The 17,303-nt window shown below is 72.5% G+C and carries 13 protein-coding genes and 1 pseudogene; 6 read left to right on the forward strand and 8 right to left on the reverse strand.

The genetic code is table 11. The features are described 5' to 3' along the window. Window positions 1-31 precede the first annotated feature (31 nt). From IH48_RS0101450 to IH48_RS0101460, 3 genes are all read right to left on the reverse strand, one after another. Entirely contained in the window at window positions 32-820 is a 789-nt protein-coding gene (locus IH48_RS0101450) for an SAM-dependent methyltransferase (protein ID WP_030897956.1), read from the reverse strand. Between the two features lie 337 nt (window positions 821-1,157). Continuing rightward, a complete protein-coding gene (locus IH48_RS0101455) occupies window positions 1,158-3,011 on the reverse strand; it encodes a hypothetical protein (RefSeq protein WP_078849455.1) in 1,854 nt (617 codons plus the stop codon). A gap of 233 nt (window positions 3,012-3,244) precedes the next feature. Further along, window positions 3,245-5,326 (reverse strand): serine hydrolase, encoded by a 2,082-nt coding sequence (locus tag IH48_RS0101460; RefSeq protein ID WP_051838958.1) that lies wholly within the window; start codon window positions 5,324-5,326, stop codon window positions 3,245-3,247. Window positions 5,327-6,017: 691 nt separating this feature from the next. Between IH48_RS0101460 and IH48_RS0101465 the strand changes: the two genes are divergently transcribed. The 4 genes from IH48_RS0101465 to IH48_RS0101480 all read left to right on the forward strand — a co-directional run bounded on the left by IH48_RS0101465 (window position 6,018) and on the right by IH48_RS0101480 (window position 10,336). Further along, window positions 6,018-6,767 carry a GOLPH3/VPS74 family protein gene (locus IH48_RS0101465; protein ID WP_030897964.1) on the forward strand — a complete coding sequence of 250 codons (750 nt, stop codon included), beginning with the start codon at window positions 6,018-6,020 and terminating at the stop codon, window positions 6,765-6,767. 259 nt (window positions 6,768-7,026) lie between these two features. After that, window positions 7,027-7,884, forward strand: coding sequence for a helix-turn-helix domain-containing protein (locus IH48_RS0101470; RefSeq protein WP_030897966.1), 858 nt, complete (start codon window positions 7,027-7,029; stop codon window positions 7,882-7,884). Window positions 7,885-8,079: 195 nt separating this feature from the next. Further along, the gene (locus IH48_RS0101475; protein WP_030897967.1) at window positions 8,080-8,280 is read left to right on the forward strand and encodes a DUF397 domain-containing protein; all 201 of its coding nucleotides are present in this window, start codon (window positions 8,080-8,082) and stop codon (window positions 8,278-8,280) included. Window positions 8,281-8,767: 487 nt separating this feature from the next. Continuing rightward, complete coding sequence (locus IH48_RS0101480; protein WP_030897969.1) at window positions 8,768-10,336, forward strand: sodium:solute symporter family protein; 1,569 nt, start codon at window positions 8,768-8,770, stop codon at window positions 10,334-10,336. A gap of 23 nt (window positions 10,337-10,359) precedes the next feature. Here the strand turns inward: IH48_RS0101480 and IH48_RS0101485 are convergent, their stop codons facing one another. Further along, a complete protein-coding gene (locus IH48_RS0101485) occupies window positions 10,360-11,424 on the reverse strand; it encodes an ADP-ribosylglycohydrolase family protein (RefSeq protein ID WP_030897971.1) in 1,065 nt (354 codons plus the stop codon). Between the two features lie 134 nt (window positions 11,425-11,558). After that, the gene (locus IH48_RS0101490; RefSeq protein ID WP_078849388.1) at window positions 11,559-14,174 is read right to left on the reverse strand and encodes a bifunctional FO biosynthesis protein CofGH; all 2,616 of its coding nucleotides are present in this window, start codon (window positions 14,172-14,174) and stop codon (window positions 11,559-11,561) included. Window positions 14,175-15,016: 842 nt separating this feature from the next. Between IH48_RS0101490 and IH48_RS0101495 the strand changes: the two genes are divergently transcribed. Beyond that, window positions 15,017-16,078 carry a membrane protein gene (locus IH48_RS0101495; RefSeq protein WP_030897974.1) on the forward strand — a complete coding sequence of 354 codons (1,062 nt, stop codon included), beginning with the start codon at window positions 15,017-15,019 and terminating at the stop codon, window positions 16,076-16,078. A 2-nt stretch (window positions 16,079-16,080) separates the two neighbouring features. Here the strand turns inward: IH48_RS0101495 and IH48_RS0101500 are convergent, their stop codons facing one another. The 3 genes and pseudogenes from IH48_RS0101500 to IH48_RS37580 form a co-directional block, all read right to left on the reverse strand. Further along, a complete protein-coding gene (locus IH48_RS0101500; protein WP_030897976.1) occupies window positions 16,081-16,272 on the reverse strand; it encodes a DUF397 domain-containing protein in 192 nt (63 codons plus the stop codon). Then, a complete protein-coding gene (locus tag IH48_RS36110; RefSeq protein WP_158710219.1) occupies window positions 16,269-16,418 on the reverse strand; it encodes a hypothetical protein in 150 nt (49 codons plus the stop codon). The genes IH48_RS0101500 and IH48_RS36110 overlap by 4 nt, the downstream gene beginning before the upstream one ends. Before the next feature lie 91 nt (window positions 16,419-16,509). After that, window positions 16,510-16,836, reverse strand: a pseudogene (locus tag IH48_RS37580) (Scr1 family TA system antitoxin-like transcriptional regulator); the annotation flags it as partial. Here IH48_RS37580 and IH48_RS0101510 point away from each other — a divergent pair. After that, window positions 16,837-17,277, forward strand: a complete 441-nt coding sequence (locus IH48_RS0101510) for a MarR family winged helix-turn-helix transcriptional regulator (RefSeq protein WP_030897978.1) — start codon at window positions 16,837-16,839, stop codon at window positions 17,275-17,277. It abuts the pseudogene before it with no gap. Window positions 17,278-17,303: the final 26 nt, after the last annotated feature.

Raw genomic sequence — 17,303 nt, forward strand, 5'->3', positions numbered from 1 at the left:
GGTTGGCCGGGTACCGGCCCCGGCGCGCCCGTCAGGCTACGCGGGCGACCGCCGCGTAGATGCCGCTCATCTCCGGCTCCGGCGCCTCGTCGCCCCGGTACCACTCGGGCAGCGGCACGACGCCCGGGTCGAGGAGTTCGAGGCCGTCGAAGAAGCGGCCGAACTCCGCCCGGGTTCGGAACGCGAGCCGGATGCCGCCCTTCGCGTACTCGCGGACCGTGCGGTCGGACAGTTCGGGCACGATGTCCGACGCGGCGTGCGACATGACGAGGTGGCTGCCGGACGGCAGGGCGTCCACCAGCGTACGGACGATGCCGTACGGGTCCTGGTCGTCCGTCACGAAGTGCAGCAGGGCGATGAGGGAGAGCACGACAGGGCGGTCGAAGTCCAGGACGGCGCGGGCGTGTTCGAGGATCGTGCCGGGCGCGCGCACGTCCGACTGTATGTAGTCGGTGCTGCCGGCGGGCCCGCTGACGAGGAGGGCCTCCGCGTGCCGCAGGACGATGGGGTCGTTGTCGGTGTACACGATGCGGGCCGCCGGGCGGACGGACTGTACGACCTGGTGGAGGTTGGGTTCGGTGGGGATGCCCGTGCCGATGTCCAGGAACTGGTCGGCACCCTGCTGCGCGAGCCATGCGACGGCGCGGTGCATGAAGGCGCGGTTCTGCCGCGCGGCGTCCTTGGCCTCGGCAGGCAGCCTCTTCGCGACCTCGCGGTCGACGGGGTAGTTGTCCTTGCCGCCGAGCAGCCAGTCGTAGACCCGCGCAGGATGCGGCCTGCTCGTGTCCACCTGGGGCCTCGGTCCCGCTTCCGCCGCCATGGCCGGCCTCCCGTTCACGAAGGAACGGCGGGGCGATGCCCCACCCGAAACCGTTTTCTATCACGCCGGTACGACAGCGCCGACTCGGGCCGCCTCCCCGGGGATTGAGGCGGACCTGCCCGGGGCCGCCGCGCCGGCCGCCGGACACCCATGACGCCCGCTTCCCCGGTTTCCGCGGGCGCTCGTCCCTGCGGGGTCCGGCCCGTCGCCCAGCCGCTGGTCTCGGCGCCGCCCGGCTCCGGCGGCGCCGAGGCACCCCGCACGTTCTGGCACGGACGTCGCCGGGCCTGACGTGGCCCGGAGCCCAAGCAGGCAGGCCAGGCGCGCCCCGCGCGCGTCAGCGCAGTTCCTTCGGGCAGCCCGTGCCGCGCGGGAGTTGGTACGGGGCCGCGATCCGGTACACGCCCGGCTTCGGCGCGAGGAGGAACGTCCACTCGTCGCCGTCCTCGTCCTTGTTGGCCTTCGCCAGGCAGCCGGCGGGGTTCGTGTACTGCTTGGGCCCCTTGCCGTCGCGCGCCTTCGACGCCGGAGTCTCCTGCGGCGGCGGCACCCCCTTGCCGTCCGCGTCGACGAGGCCGAGCCACGGCGAGTACGGGACCCGGATGAGCACCTTGCCCGCCTTCCTCACGTGGATGGTCAGCTCGCCCGCCCCAGCGCTGTCCACCGTGGCGGGCGGGTCGGCGATCGGCATGGGGTCCTGGACCGCGTAGAGCTGCCAGTTGGCGTCTCCCCACACCTCGTGCAGGTACGGCTCGCCGTGCCGGACGAGCGCCGCCTCGCGCGCCGCGCCCTCGTCGGGCCTGCCCTTGGGCAGGACGACATAGCGGACGGCCCACCGGTCGAGCCAGCCGCGGTAGTTGGCGGCGGTGAGCGTGTCGTCGTAGAAGAGCGGGTTGCGCTCGATGTCGGCCTGCCGGTTCCAGCCGCGCGCCAGGTTGACGTACGGGGAGAGCGCCGACGCCTCGCGGTGGCTGCGCGCCGGGACCACCTCGACGCGGCCCTTGTTCGCGTCCACCTTCTGCAGCTGGTGCACGAGCGGGGCGAGTTCGCGGGTCCAGGACGCGGCAGGAGCGGTGATGACCATGTCGTCGACGCCCTTGAACCCCGTCCACACGTTGACGCCCGCGAAGCACAGCAGCAGCGCGCACCAGCGCACAGAGCCGCGCACCGTGTACGGGATGGCCGCGAGGAACACCACCGCGCCCATGATCATCGCGAGCCGCGAGATGTTCGAGCCGATCTGCGAGTCGATGGCCCAGGTGGCGACGGTGCCGAGCGCGTAGAGGACGGCTGCCGTCCACGTGGTGCGCCAGCCCTTCGGTACGAGTACGACGGCGGCCACCGCGAAGACGAACGGCAGAGACGCGGTGCCGAGCGACATCGGCTGCGTACCGGAGAACGGGAACAGCCAGATGGACAGCGCCTCGACGACGAGCGGCGGCACGCCGAGCGTGTACGCGCCCGGCCGCCGCTTGCGGATGAACAGGGCGACGGCGACGATCCCCAGGAAGAGCCCGGCCACCGGGCTGGCTGCCGTCGCGAGCCCGGCGAGCGGCGCGGCGGCCGCCGCCTTCGCCCACCGCTTCGTGCGCCGGCTGCGCGGCCAGCAGAAGGTGGCGGCGACCGCGCCCAGCGCGAACATCACACCCAGCCCGAACGTCACACGCCCGGACATCGCGTTGCAGAAGAACGCGAACACCCCGGCCATGGAGCACGCGATCGGGTTGCGCACGGCCTTGACGCGCGCGAGGATCAGCGCGGTCAGCGCCGCCGACACCGTTCCGGCCGCCATCATCGTCGTCCGCACGCCGAGTACCGACATCAGGTACGGCGAGACGACGCTGTACGACACCGGGTGCATGCCGCCGTACCAGGCGAGGTTGTACGCCGAGTCGGGGTGGCGCCCGGCGAACTCGGCCCACGCGTCCTGGGCGGCGATGTCACCGCCGCTGTTGGCGAGGAAGAAGAACCAGACCAGGTGGGCGGCCGCGGCGACGAGCCCCGTCAGCAGTACGGGATGGCGCAGGGCGAGCGCCCGCAGGCGCGCGGCGGGCCGCGGGACGCCGGACCGCCCGGACGGACGTGCCCTGCCGCCCTCTGCGGACAGCGGCTCCCTGGCTTTCGGCACGCGCGTCGGCGTGGGCGACGTCTGCTGCGACCGCGACGTACGCGACGGCTCGGCGGTGGTCACTGCGGCACTCCACGTCTCCCCTTGGTCGTCCGGCACGTGGAAGGACGCCGTGGTCCCGCCGAACAGTTGCCGCACACTCCCGTCCCCCACCCGCCTCGGGACGCTAGCACGCGGGGCCCCGGCGGAGCCGGGGTGAACGCCGGGCCCGGGACGGCCCGGCGTTCACCCCACGAGCCCGTTCGTACGGACCACTGGGACGGACCGCTTCGGACAGCGCGCTTCGGACAGCCCGCTCAGAAGTGCGAGAGCTTCGCGCCGAAGCCGGGCTCCACCAGGTCCTTCTGCAGCGCGACCGGGATCTTCGTGCTGCTCAGGCCGTTGCCCACGGTGAGCGTGCCCACGCGCGTGCCGGCCTTCGCGGAGTGCGGGATGCCGCCGGACTCCGCCGTCAGCCGCAGCTGCTCGGTGAGGCCGCCCCAGCCGACCGCCTTGGCGTCCGCCGTCGCGACGACGGGCGTCGTGCCGCCCATGCCGTCGTCGACCTCGCCCACGACCTGGCCCTTCTTGACGACGGTGGCCCGCTTCAGCACGTTCTCGGCCGCGACCATCGCCGTCTTGCTGACGGCGTTGACCGTGTCGATGATCGGCGGCTTGTGCTGACCGAAGATCGCTCCGACGACGAGCTGGTCCTTGCCGTCGACGTTCTTCTTGGCGGCGAACACGAGGTTGCCGCCGGCGGCGGTGGTCGTGCCGGTCTTGATGCCGATCGCGCCGTGGTAGGGCACGAGCGTGTTCCAGTTGCGCCAGGTGTGCCCGGAGGGGTCCGTCCAACTCGGCAGTGCCGTGATGGCCATGAGCGCGGGGATCCCGACGACCTTCTCCGCCAGCTTGACCTGGTCCTCGGCGGTGCTCACGGTGGTGGCCTTCAGGCCGGACGGGTCCGTGTAGGTGGTGTTGTCCATGCCGAGCGCCTTGGCCTGGGCGTTCATCTTCTTGACGAACGCGGCCTGTGAGCCGCCGTCCCAACGCGCCAGCAGGCGGGCGATATTGTTCGCGGACGGCACCATCAGCGCGGACAGGGCGTCCTTGAGCGAGAGCTTGTCGCCCGCCTTCACGGTGTCGAGCGTCGACTCGCCCTCGCTGGACAGCCCGCCCTCCTGCTCGGCCTGCTTGTCGATGGTGATCGACGGGCCCTTCTGGCCCACCTTGAGCGGGTGGTCCTGCAGCACGAGGTACGCGGTCATGATCTTGGCGACGCTGCCGACCGGAACGGACTTCTGCTGACCGAAGGAGTCCATGGTGCCGAGGCCGGGCGCGGACAGGTAGCCCTCACCCTCGGAGGGCCACGGCAGTTGGGGCGCGGAGCCGTCGAAGCGGTACGTCGAGTCCGCGGTCAGCGCGAGCGAGGGCTCGGGGAGGGGGCGCACCCCCTGCACGACGACGTAGACGATCGCCAGCAGCACGACCAGCGGTGTCCAGATCCGCAGCCGCCGCAGGACGGTGCGGGCCGGGGTGTCGGGCGTGTTCGTCAGCTCGGCCAGCAGGTCGAGCGGGGCCTTGGGCGGCACGGGCTGCTGGGTGGTGCGCTCGGGGTCCGCGGGCGCCGGCGCGGCCGCGGCCGCGGGCGCCGGCGCGGCCGCGTCGTCGCGCTTGAGCGGCACGAAAGTGCTGCCGGCGGACGCGCCGGGCCCCGCAGACCTGGCCATCCCGGTGGACCCGGCGGGCCCGGCGTCCTTGCCGCCGTTCAGGGGCGGCGCGGCGGGCACCTTCAGGGCGGTGGTCGGCTGGTCGACGGGCGGCTCCGCAGCCACGGGGGCGACACGCATGGCGGTCGTGGGCTGGTCGACCCCCTTGGCCCACCGGGGGCCGCCGGGCGCGGCGGGCGCGGCGGAGCCGCGGGGGTTGGACGTGCGGTCTCCGCCGGCCTTGGCGGGGGCGGGGACGGAAGTCGCGCCCGGCGCGCCGGCCGGCGCGGACCCGCCGGAGCCCGCCGCGGGGCGCTTGCCGGCGGGCCCGTCGCCGGTGTCGGCGTCGTCGTCGCGGCCGCGCCCGGACGTGCCGTCGCCCGCCGCCTCGCCGGCGGTGGCAGCCGCGTCCGCGCCCCCGTCGTCATCGTCATCGGCATCGGCCGTTACGGGCTCTGCCTCGGGCTGCGCCCCCGGCTCGGAGACCCGGGACGCGTCCGCGTCGTCCGCCTCGGCCTCGTCGCCGGGACCGTCCGGGCCGTCCTGCCCCGCCGCACGGCCGGGCACGTCCACATCGTCCTCGTCCGACGAACGTCGCGTCGCCGAGTCCGCGTCGGCCGCCTCGGAACCGTCCGCACCGGGGGTGTCGTCCGGGCCGTCGTGCCCGGCCGCACGGCCCGGCGCGTCCACGTCGTCCTCATCCGACGAACGCCGCGTAGCCGAGTGCGCGTCGGCCGCCTCGACCTCATCTCCGGAACCGTCCGCAGCGGCAGCACCGCCCGGAACGTCCCGCCGGACACCACGGCCCGGCGCATCCACGTCGCGTCGGCTGCCTCGGGACCGTCCGCACCGGGGGTGCCGTCCAGGCTGTCCTGCCCCGCCGCGGGTTCCGCCGCCTCGGCCGCGTCGTCAGGGCCGTCCTCGTCGGGGGCGCTGCCGTTCTCACCGGCCGCACCGGCCGGCGCCGCGTCAGCGGGCTCGTCCGGGGCTTCCGGGGCCTCGGAGGCCCCGGTTATCGCCGCGTCCGCCTCCGCTTCGCCGTTCGCATCCGCAACCGTTGCGTCGTCCGCCCCCGCTTCGCGCGGTGCCGCGGCGGGCCGCTCTCGTGCCTCCGGAGCCGTCCCCCCCGATGACTTCTGCTGTTCCGACTTGCCGGGGGACTCGCCCGCCACCGTGTCTCCTTCGTATCGCTCCGCCGTCGGCGCCCTGCGGCGCCGGACCGCGCCGTCCGGACCGTCTTCCAGTTTCCCGTTCAGGACCGCCGCCCATGTCCTAGACGAGAACGACATACATAACGGTTCCCATACAAAGCACCCAGGCGCTCTCGACAGACCAATGTGAGAGGGGTCACCCTGTCATTCATCCACGCGGGGAGGCATGGATGGGCAGGAGCCGCAGAACAATTCCGGAGGAGCTTCTACTGCTCGCTCTGGACCCGGCCACGGGTACCACAGCGCAGCCGCAGTCGCTCGACCTAGGCCTGGCCGGAGCACAGCTAGTGGAGCTGGCTCTGGCGGGGCGGATAGCCCCTGACGGGGATCGTATCGCCGTGGTGATGCCGCGGCCGACCGGAGATCCGACGCTGGACTCCGCACTGGAGCTGCTGCGCAGACGCGGCAGCCCGGTACGGGCCGTCCACTGGATCGGCGGGCCCCGGCTGGGGCTGCGCCAGACCTACCTCTGCCACCTGGAGCGGTGCGGCATGGTGCATGCCGTGGCGGGCCAGATGTGCGGAGTGCTGCCGACGACGCGCTACCAGGCGACGGACACGGCGGTCAGCCGGGAGATCAGGGCCCGGCTGGACAGTGCGATCCGCACCGGCGTACCGCCGGACCCGCGGACCGCGGCGCTCGCCGCGCTGGCCCACGCGGTCGGTCTCGGCAAGCACCTCTATCCCGGCAACGAGGGGCGCTCGTCGCGCTCCCGGCTCAGGGATCTCATCAGGCACGACCCGATGGGCGGGCTCGTCGCGCACGCCGTGATGGACGTGCAGAACGGCGTCGCCGCGCAGCCGCGCCACGCGTCCGCGCAGGGCGCGAGCGCCGCGGGCACGCCGGCGGCCGGCCGGCCGGGAGGCGTGCCGTCGCAGCCGCGTCGGGGCGGCAGCATGGCCCGTGCGGTGGTCCACTAGGACCGCTGAGCGGCCCCTTGGCGGCCGCACAGGAGCCGTGACGTACGTGCGGGGCAGTCCGGACCCATCCGGACTGCCCCGCACGCGCGTGCGGGCGCCCACGCCCCGCCTCGCGCGTCCACGCGGGTGCGCGGGCCCGGCGGTCCTGTATCGCCGTTTCCCAGCGCGGCCCGGCCCATCGATGGCAATCTGCTGAGCAGTAGATACGTACAGCTACCGCTGCACGCGCACGCCCCACCACCCGGAGGTGCAAGTCCCCGTGGCGTCCAACGTCAACCCCACCGTAAGGCGACGCCGATTGGGCCAGGAGCTGCGCAGGCTCCGCGAGCAGAAGGGCATGACGGCCGAGGAGGTGGCGGAGCGGCTGCTGGTCTCGCAGTCCAAGATCAGCCGGCTGGAGAACGGGCGCCGGTCGATCAGCCAGCGGGACGTGCGCGACCTGTGCGGGGTGTACGAGGTCGAGGACCGCCGCGTCGTGGATTCGCTGATGCAGATGGCGAAGGATTCGCGCCAGCAAGGATGGTGGCACGCCTTCGGCGACATCCCGTACAGCGTCTACATCGGCCTGGAGACGGATGCGGCGTCGCTGCGCGTCTACGAACCCCAGGTGGTGCCCGGGCTCCTGCAGACGCCGCAGTACGCGGAGGCGCTCGTCGCGGGCGCACTGCCCGAGTACGCGAAGTCGGACGTGGACAAGCGCGTCGGCGTCCGCATGCGCAGGCAGGACCGGATCAAGGACATCGAGAGCCCGTTGCGGCTGTGGGCCGTGGTCGACGAGTCGGCGCTGCGCCGCGTCGTCGGCGGCCGGCACATGATGCGCGAGCAGCTCGAGCACCTGGTCGAGCAGTCCCGGCTGCCCCATGTGACCGTGCAGGTGCTGCCGTTCGAGATGGGTGCGCACCCGGGCATCAGCGGCCACTACGCGATCCTCGAGTTCCCGGACGCCTCCGACTCCAGCGTCGTCTACATCGAGGGCGTGACGAGCGACCTGTACCTGGAGAAGGCCAACGACGTGCAGCGCTACAGCGTGATGTACGAGCACCTGCGCGCCCAGGCGCTCAACGTCGAGCAGACCAGGGACTTCATCGCGGCCATCGCGAAGGAGTACGCCAAGTAGCCGGTCGCAGACGGGTGTTGATCATGATTGCGGGCACGGTACACCTCGCAACCGCTCGCCCGGAAGACTCACTTGGTATATGCCACTCGAATGAGTGAACGGCTCCCCCGTCCGGGGGGCGAGGCGAGTAGCGTCGATCTTGCCAGCAGAAAGTTGGCGTGTTTTCACACCACTTGCCGAACCGGAGTGAAGAAGATGGCAATCCTTCAGGGCGCTACGGACACGTGGACCAAGTCCTCGTACTCCGGCGGAAACGGCGCATGCGTCGAGGTCAGGTCCCCCCAGGTCCTGGCGGTCGACGTGCGGGACTCGAAGGCCCCCGAGGGCCCCTCGATCGCCTTCTCCCCCGCGTCGTGGACGTCTTTCGTGACCGAGGTGAACGGCGGCGGGTTCTGACCCGTCCGTCCGACACGCACGACACGCACCACCTTCAGAGCCCTCTCGACCGGTCCGCCGTCCTGGCCGAGGGGGCTCGGCCGTGCCCGCAGCCGGACACGCGGCCCCTCCGGTTCGCCCGCCTGACTTCCGCGCCTCCTCCGCGCCCTCCTTCCTCGCGCCGGCCGGGCGCGACCCGCATCCCGCCCGGCCGATTGCCTTACCTGCTCGATGAGCCCAGCAGAGAGCCCACCCATCGTGTGGGGGCCGTCACGACCATGACAACTCTTTACCTGGTCAAGGGATGGCAAAATCGTTCGCTTAGTTGACTGGCGTTCACATCTCTGACCCATATGGACCTTGACCGCGCCCCGCCTCAGAGGGTTCAATCCCCCGAAGTCCCCCAACCCGCAGGGGATTGTCTCCGGTCGGCCATCCAGAGCCGACGCCGCCCGTGACCCGGCAGAGAGCACCGGACGTTCACAAGGCGGACCCCTGGAGGGGGCACATGAACAGCCTCGACTGGGTCGTGCTCATCGCGTACTTCGCCGTGATGATCGCGATCGGTGCCTGGTCGCACCAACGCGTGGGCAATGTCAGCGACTTCTTCACCGCCGGCGGCAAGATGCCCTGGTGGCTCTCGGGCATCTCCCACCACATGTCCGGCTACAGCGCGGTGATGTTCACCGGGTACGCCGGCATCGCGTACACGTACGGCGTGACGTCGTTCTGGACGTGGTCCCTGCCGATCGCCGTGGGCGTCGCCATCGGCATCCGGCTCTTCGCGCCCCGGCTGAACCGGCTGCGCGGAAGGCTCCACGTGGCGTCACCGCTCGAGTACCTCAAGGACCGCTACGACGTGAAGACGCAGCAGCTGCTGGCCTGGTCGGGCGTGCTGCTGAAGATCGTCGACGTGGCCTCCAAGTGGGCCGCGATCGCCACGCTGCTCTCGGTGTTCACCGGCCTCACCCTCACGCAGGGCATCATGATCACCGGTGCCATCACGGCCCTCTACTGCACGGTGGGCGGCCTGTGGGCGGACGCGCTGACCGAACTGGGCCAGTTCATCATCCAGTTCGTCGCCGGCATCGCCATGCTGGTGGCGGTCATGGCGAAGCTGGGCGGGTTCAGCACGCTGTGGACGGTGTGGGACAAGCTGCCCTCGGGGCACGGGGACCCGACGGCAGGCCCGTACACCGGAATCTTCCTGGTGGCGTTCCTCTTCATCAAGACCTTCGAGTACAACGGCGGCATGTGGAACCAGGCGCAGCGCTACATGGCGACGCGCTCGCCACGGGAGGCCCGCCGCTCGGCGACGCTGTCCTCGGTGCTCTGGCTGATCTGGCCGCTGGTGCTGTTCTTCCCGATGTGGTGCTCGCCGCTGCTCGTGCACGCGACCAAGCCGGACGCCTCGGACTCGTACGCGCTCATGACCGAACAGCTCATCCCGCACGGCCTGCTGGGCCTGATCGTGGTGGGCTTCTTCTCGCACACGATGGCGATGTGCTCGGGTGACGCGAACGCGATCTCCGCCGTGTTCACGCGCGACCTGATGCCGGTGCTGTCGAAGGCGGCCCGTACGTGGTCGAGCCGTGCGGGCCTGATCGCGGCGCGCTGGTCGACGATCGCGTTCCTCGGCCTTTCGATGGCGGTGGCGACGCAGGTCAACTCGCCCACGTTCAAGGACATCATCACCGTCGTGATCAAGTGGGTCGCGGGCCTGATGGGCCCGATCGCGATCCCGTTCATGCTCGGCATGCTGCGCACGTTCCGCCGCTCGGGACCGTTCGCGGCGATCACGAGCTGGGCGGCGGGCCTGGTGGCGTTCTGGCTGGTGAACTACCCGATCAACTGGGCGGTCTCGGGCGGGGTCGGCCTGGAGTACCAGGTCTCGGTGCCGCTCGTGGTCTCGCTGATCCTCTACATCGGCCTCGGCTTCCTCAAGCCGCAGGACAGGCCGGGCCTCGACGAGCTGCTCGCCAAGATCAACGAGGACGGGCCCGGGCCGGCGGCGCAGGGCGCCGCGGCCGTTCCCTCACAGCAGTCGAAGGGCGCGGAGAGCGAGCCGACAGCCTGAACCCGCCTGTCAGGCATACGCGTTCAGGCACACGGGTACCGGCGCAGCCACGCGCCGGCCCGTGTGCCGTCGCCGTGCAGGGCCTGGGGCTGGGTGAGTTCCATCGCGAGGTCGTCCGCGAGTTCGAGGATCGTGGCCCTGCCCTCCAGTTCGGCGAGCCACGCAGGCGGGAGCGCCGTCTCGCCGTGCCAGGCGCCGAGGAGTGCCCCGCACAGCGACGGCGCGGACGCGGCCGTCGGGCCCGACGTCGCGAGGGACAGCCCGTGCCGTACATCCTCGGCGACGAGTGCGCAGTACACCGCGGCGGCGAGCGCGTCCTCCGCCCCGCCCGCCGCGCCGAGTGACGCGACGCGCTCGGCGTCCGGGGCGCCCAGCCGTACGCTGCCCAGCGCCTCGCCCAGCGCCCGCGCCACCGGCTCATGGCCGGGCTCGGTCGCCAGCACCGCGAGAGCGCCCTGCACCGCGGCCGCCAGGGGCGCGCCGCGCGCGAGCCCGTGCACGATGACCGCGTAGGCGGACGCCGCGAGGCAGGCGGCGGGATGCCCGTGCGTGTGCACCGCGCACTCCCCGGCGAGCAGGGACACCAGCTCGGGCTCCCACCCCACAAGCAGCCCGAACGGCGCCGACCTCAGCACGGCGCCCGCGTCGTGTGCCCGCGGGTTCTTGGGCTTGTCGCGCGTGCCCATCACGTCGTCGCCGAGGCCGAGCAGCAGCGGCCTCGGCGGGTCGCGGCGCGCGTACAGCCACTCCTCCATGGCCAGCCAGCCGTTGTCGGCACGGCGCTCGTCGGGGCCCCAGTCGTGCTGGGTCGCGAACCACCGGCGGTGTGCACGGTGCACGTCCGTCGGGGGGTGCCACTGGCCGGTGTCCCTGCGCACCTGCGCGCGGATCAGGCCGTCCACCGTGAAGAGGGTCAGCTGCGTCGCCCACGTCACCGGGCCGGGCACCGGCTCGTCACGGGCCTGGGCGCCGGGCTCCGCGCCGGGGACGCCGGCGCTCAGGGCGTCGCCGATGGCGCCGCCCAGCAGGCAGCCGCGCACACGGCTGCGGAAGTCCTGCTGCTCGGCCCGGCCCCACACCGCGCTCACGCGTCACTCCCCACACACACCGGTCCGTCGACCCCGCCGGCCCGCCGGGCCGCCCGCGAAGCGCAAACCTACCTCCGCCGGGCCGGTCCGCGCGGCCGGTTCGCCGCCGGTTCGCCGCCGGTTCGCCGCACTGCTCAGTCCGCCACCAGCGGCAGCAGCTCGGGCAGGTGGCCGTCCGACGCCGACGCGGCACGCAGGCGCTCCTCGGGCACCTCCCCGTACAGCGTCGTACGCGGCCGTACCGGCCGGCCCGCCGCCTCGGCGATGGCCGTCAGGTCCTTGACGGACTTGTAGGAGCCGTAACCGGAGCCGGCCATACGGGAGATGGTCTCCTCCATCAGCGTCCCGCCGAGGTCGTCGGCGCCCGAGCGCAGCATCTCCGCCGCGCCCTGCGTACCCAGCTTCACCCAGCTGGTCTGGATGTGCGGGATGTGCGGGTGCAGCAGCAGCCGCGCCATCGCCGTCACCGCGCGGTTGTCGCGGTCGGTCGGGCCGGGGCGCGCGATGCCCGCCAGGTAGACCGGCGCGTTGGTGTGGATGAACGGCAGGGTGACGAACTCCGTGAAACCGCCGGTCTCCTGCTGGACGGCGGCGAGCGTGCGCAGGTGGCCGAGCCAGTGGCGCGGCTGGTCGACGTGGCCGTACATCATCGTCGACGACGACCGGATGCCCAGCTCGTGCGCTGTTTTGACGACCTCGATCCAGGTCGCCGTCGGCAGCTTGCCCTTCGTGAGGATCCAGCGGACCTCGTCGTCGAGGATCTCCGCCGCCGTCCCGGGGATCGACCCGAGCCCGGCCTCCTTCGCCGCCGTCAGCCACTCGCGGATCGAAAGGCCGGTGCGCGAGGCGCCGTTGACGATCTCCATCGGCGAGAAGGCGTGCACGTGCATGCCCGGCACCCGCTCCTTCACGGCGCGCGCGATGTCGAAGTAGGCGGTGCCGGGCAGGTCCGGGTGGATGCCGCCCTGCATGCACACCTCCACCGCGCCGACCTCCCAGGCCTGTTCGGCGCGGTCGGCGACCTGCGAGAGCGACAGCGTGTAGGCGTCGGCGTCGGTGCGGCGCTGCGCGAACGCGCAGAAACGGCAGCCGGTGTAGCAGACGTTGGTGAAGTTGATGTTGCGGGTGACGATGTACGTCACGTCGTCGCCGACCACGTCGCGCCGCAGCTCGTCCGCGATGCGGGTGAGCGCGTCGAGGGCGGGCCCGTCGGCGTGGAAGAGGGCGAGCGCCTCGTCGTCGGTCAGCCGCGTCGGGTCGTCGGCCGCCTGCCCCAGCGCGGCGCGCACGTCCGTGTCGATGCGCTCGGGCACCATGCCGGGCGCCGCGGCCTCGCGCAGCGCGTCCCAGTCCCCGTACACGGCGTCGAAGTCGTCGCGGCGGTCGGAGGTGCGGCCCTCGGTGTCGATGGTCCTGTGCAGGTCGACGCGCCCGCTGGAGGTGAACGCCTCGTCCGGCTCCTGCCAGGGCAGGCCGGCGGGCACGGCGTCCTCGCGTGCGAGTCCGGTCTCCGGGTCGGCGAGCGCGGTGACGTGCGGGAGCAGGCGCGGGTCGAGCCAGGGCTCGCCGCGCTTGATGAACTCCGGGTAGATGGTGAGGCGTTCGCGCAACTCGAATCCGGACTCCGCCGTGCGCGCGGCCAGTTCGTCGATCTGCGGCCAGGGGCGTTCCGGGTTGACGTGGTCGGGTGTCAGGGGCGAGACGCCGCCCCAGTCGTCGATGCCCGCGCCGATCAGCAGCGCGTACTCGGCGTCGACCAGGTTCGGCGGCGCCTGGATGCGCGCCGACGGGCCGAGGATGTGCCGGGCGACGGCGATCGCGGCCGCCAGCTCCTCCAGCTCGGCGTCGGGCATGCCGCGCATCGCCGTGTCCGGCTTGGCGCGGAAGTTCTGCACGATGACTTCCTGGATGCCGTGGTACGCGCGTGCGGTGCGGCGCAGCGCGAACAGGGCGTCGGCGCGCTCCTCGTACGTCTCGCCGATCCCGATCAGCAGGCCCGTCGTGAACGGCACGTTGGACCGGCCGGCGTCCTCAAGGACCCGCAGCCGCACGGCGGGCTCCTTGTCGGGCGAGCCGTGGTGCGGGCCGCCGGGCTCGGACCACAGGCGGGTCGCGGTCGTCTCCAGCATCATGCCCATGGACGGGGCGACCGGCTTGAGCCGCTGGAGGTCCGTCCACGACATGACGCCCGGGTTGAGGTGCGGCAGCAGCCCCGTCTCCTCAAGGACGCGGACCGCCATGGCGCGCACGTACGCCAGCGTGTCGTCGTACCCCTCGGCCTCCAGCCACTCGCGCGCCTCGGGCCAGCGGGCCTCGGGCTTGTCGCCGAGCGTGAACAGCGCCTCCTTGCAGCCGAGGGCCGCGCCCTCGCGGGCGATCGCGAGTACCTCGTCGGGCGAGAGGAACATCGAGTGGCCCGCGCGGCGCAGCTTGCCCGGCACGGTCACGAAGGTGCAGTAGTGGCACGTGTCACGGCACAGGCGGGTGAGCGGGATGAACACCTTGCGCGAGTACGTGATGACCCCGGCGCGCCCCGCCGCCTCGAGCCCGGCGTCGCGGACGCGCGCGGCGGACGCGGCGAGGTCGGTGAGGTCGTCGCCTCGGGCCCGCAGCAGTACGGCCGCCTCGGCGGCGTCGAGCGCGACGCCGTCCCTGGCGCGTTTGAGGGCACGGCGCATGGAGTTGGCGGTGGGCCGGTTGGCGACGGGCCGGTCATCGGCCCCTGACCCGTCGGGCGCGTACGTAGTCATCCGACGAGCATACGTACGCGCAGGCCGCACGCACGGGGCGGCGTGCGGCGCGCGGCGCGCGTGCGCGGGCGGCGGCGCCCCGCCCCGGCACGGGCCGCCGCACGGTTGCCGGGGCGGGGCACCGTGTCTCGGGGCACCCCGGGCCGGTGGACGGCTGCCGCGCACCGCGGCGCAGAGCTCATTCGTCGACGGTCAGCGCACGGCGTCAGGCGCGGGCGTACGGGCATCGCGTGGCGGGTGCTGATGACGGGCGCCCTACGCGGGTCGGTGCCGGTCCTGGCGGGACGGCAGGACCGGCGGCAATCCGCGCGTTTGCCCGTGCGAGGGCAGCCGCTGACAGAGGTCATGGCACAGTGGCGGGGCCGCCGCAACGACCCCACGCCGGGCCAGGCCCCGTGCACAGCCGACACATCGGCAGGCTGGAGGGCGAGCGCTACGAGCGATTCGCGCGTTCCCCGGCGCAGAGCCGCCGGGTTCGCCGACGCCACCGCGTGCACCGGACGCACGGGCGCCACGGGCTTTTCGCGTGTTCGCCACCGCGACGCCACCCGCCCGACCCTCCGATCTTCCTGGACGCGGACGCCGCGCGCTGCACGTCGGGCGCCGAACGCGCGGGCGATCAGAAGACCGTGTCCAGGAGGAAGGGGCGGGCTCCGGCAGGCGGCGCGTCGCACGGATGATGTCCGGCATTCCCGGCATGATGCGCTGGGTGCGCGGACCGTCCCGCGTACGCCGAAGAGTCCCACTCGCGGACGCAGCGCCGCCGGATCGCCGGCACCGGCCCTGCGCAGAGCGGGCCAGGGACGGGGGCGGTCCCGGACCGGTCCGAGAGGACGGCCGAGTTGGGTTCCTCCGCTTCCGCCCCCGCGTCCGACCGGCCGCCGGGCACGCCCGGATTCGTCTCGGAGGTGCGCGACTCCGTCAACCTGCGCGGATTCCTCCTCGTCGTCGGGGCGCTACTCCTCCAACTGGCTTTCATCGTCTCGTACATCGGGGCCTTCCACGCGCCGAGCCCGCACCGGATCCCCATCGCCGTGGCCGCACCGCGGCAGAAGGCGCAGCAGACGGCGGCCCGCCTCGACTCGCTGCCGGGTTCGCCGTTGAAGGCCCGCACCGTCGCCGGGCAGGCCGAGGCGCGCCAGGAGATCCTGCGCCGCGATGTGGACGCCGCACTCGTGGTCGACCCGAGGAGCAGGACCGACACCCTGCTCGTCGCATCGGCGGACGGTCCGCCCGTCGCCGCCGCTGTCGAGCAGGTCGTGCGGAAGGTCGAGTCGTCCCAGCACCGGGGGCTGCGCACCCGGGACATCCGGGCGCCCAGCAGCCGGGATTCGCGAGGACTGGCGTCGTTCTACCTGGTCATCGGGTGGATGGTCGGCGGCTACCTCGCCGCCTCGATCCTCGCCGTGGTGGCGGGAGCGCGGCCGAGCACGCTGCACCGCACGGTGATCCGGCTGATCGCGCTGGCCCTGTACGCGGTCGCGTCCGGGCTGGGCGGCGCGATCATCGCGGGCCCGGTACTGCACGCGCTGCCAGGGCACTTCGCACAGCTTTGGGCAGTGGGCGCGCTGACGGTGTTCGCGGCGGCCGCGGTCACGGTGGCGTTGCAGGTCCTGCTGGGTGTCCTCGGTATCGGCGTGGCGATCCTGCTGTTCGTCGTCATCGGCAATCCGAGCGCGGGCGGCGCCTACCCGTACCCGCTGCTGCCCCCGTTCTGGCGCACCGTCGGCCCGTACATCCCGACCGGGGCGGCGACCAACGCGGTGCGCAACATCGTCTACTTCTCGGGGAACGCGGTGACGGGCCCGCTCTGCGTGCTCGGCGCGTACGCCTTCGGCGGCATCGTGCTGTCCGTCGTGCTGTCGGCCGTCATCCGGCGACGCCCGCCCCGCGCGGGCGGCTGAGGTCACACCTGCCGCACGAACCGCGCCCAGGCGGCGGCGGGGATGACGAGGACGTCCCCGCCACGCCGCTTCGAGTCCCGCACGGGTACCGCCCCCGGCAGGCCGAAGCTGACCTCGACGCGGTTCCCAGCGCTGTTGCCGCTGCAACTGGACTTACACCACACCACATCGACCAGGGCGCGTGAGCGCTTCATCGTTTGAGTTCCTTCAGGATGTAGGCAATCAACTCGGCTGACCGGCCGATGGAAAGCGCATCGGCCGAGAGCAGTTCGTAGGTGCGGGACGCCTCCTTGACGTGCTCCGGCTCGGCCAGGATCTGGCCTTGACGGAAGCCGTCCACGCCCGCGTGCGCCCCGAGATCGCCTGGTGTCCGAGTGAGCGCTGACGAGCTCGTCCACCTTGTCAGGATTGGAACGCCCAGGCGCCAGAACGGCGCGGGCGTAGTCCTCCGTCTGCAACAGCCCCGGCACGATCTGCACTTCGAAGGAACGGCTGATCGTCGCCGCCTGCTCCAACTCGACGTACGGCTGTTCACCGACAGCCTCGCAGCCCCGGCCGGCCAGACGCCGCACGGTCAGCGGGTGCGAGGACCTCGGACCCGTGCGGCCGGTGGACCGCAGCTTCGAACAGGCCCCGCCGATCGGCGGGATGAGCGTCCGCGCGCCGGACCTCTCCGGTTGCCGCATCGCGGCGCCCGCGGCCCGGGAACGGGTTCGGCGTGGATTTACTAAGTCTACCTGATAAGCTAGCCTTGGCATATGAACGATGGCCTGGACCCCGAAGAAGTCGCCTCGGACCTGCTGGCCGGTCTCAGCATGCTGGTGCGACGGGTGCGCCACGTGCCCGTCGAGGGTGGACTCACCATGCCCGAGCGGTCCGCACTGTCCCAGCTGGATCGCTCAGGCCCAGCCACCTCCTCGGCGCTGGCCCGGCAGGCGCAGATCACAGCCCAGGCCATGGGAGCGACACTCAGTGCGCTGCGGTCACGTGGCCTGGTCGAACGCCGGCCGGATCCGCATGACGGCAGGCGCATGGTGCTGTCGGTGACCGACGCCGGCATGCAGGCGCTGAAGGACAAGCGCAACGCGCGGGCCGAGCTCGTCGCCCGGGCCCTGGTCGACAGCGCGTTCACCCAGACTGAGCTGGAACAACTCGCGGCGGCCGCGCCGCTGCTCGAGCGGCTGGCCCAGAACGTCTGATCCCGACGGCCCCAGGGAAGCACACT

Origin of the sequence: Streptomyces sp. NRRL F-5126 (genome assembly GCF_000721265.1) — a bacterium.
Lineage (GTDB): Bacteria > Actinomycetota > Actinomycetes > Streptomycetales > Streptomycetaceae > Streptomyces.

Excerpts from the sequence above, each read along its gene's own strand:
- IH48_RS0101450 (WP_030897956.1), bottom strand. The coding sequence starts at position 820 with ATGGCGGCGGAAGCGGGACCGAGGCCCCAGGTGGACACGAGCAGGCCG.
- IH48_RS0101465 (WP_030897964.1), top strand. The coding sequence starts at position 6,018 with ATGGGCAGGAGCCGCAGAACAATTCCGGAGGAGCTTCTACTGCTCGCT.
- IH48_RS0101475 (WP_030897967.1), top strand. The coding sequence starts at position 8,080 with ATGGCAATCCTTCAGGGCGCTACGGACACGTGGACCAAGTCCTCGTAC.
- IH48_RS0101480 (WP_030897969.1), top strand. The coding sequence starts at position 8,768 with ATGAACAGCCTCGACTGGGTCGTGCTCATCGCGTACTTCGCCGTGATG.
- IH48_RS0101490 (WP_078849388.1), bottom strand. The coding sequence starts at position 14,174 with ATGACTACGTACGCGCCCGACGGGTCAGGGGCCGATGACCGGCCCGTC.
- IH48_RS0101500 (WP_030897976.1), bottom strand. The coding sequence starts at position 16,272 with ATGAAGCGCTCACGCGCCCTGGTCGATGTGGTGTGGTGTAAGTCCAGT.
- IH48_RS0101510 (WP_030897978.1), top strand. The coding sequence starts at position 16,837 with ATGAACGATGGCCTGGACCCCGAAGAAGTCGCCTCGGACCTGCTGGCC.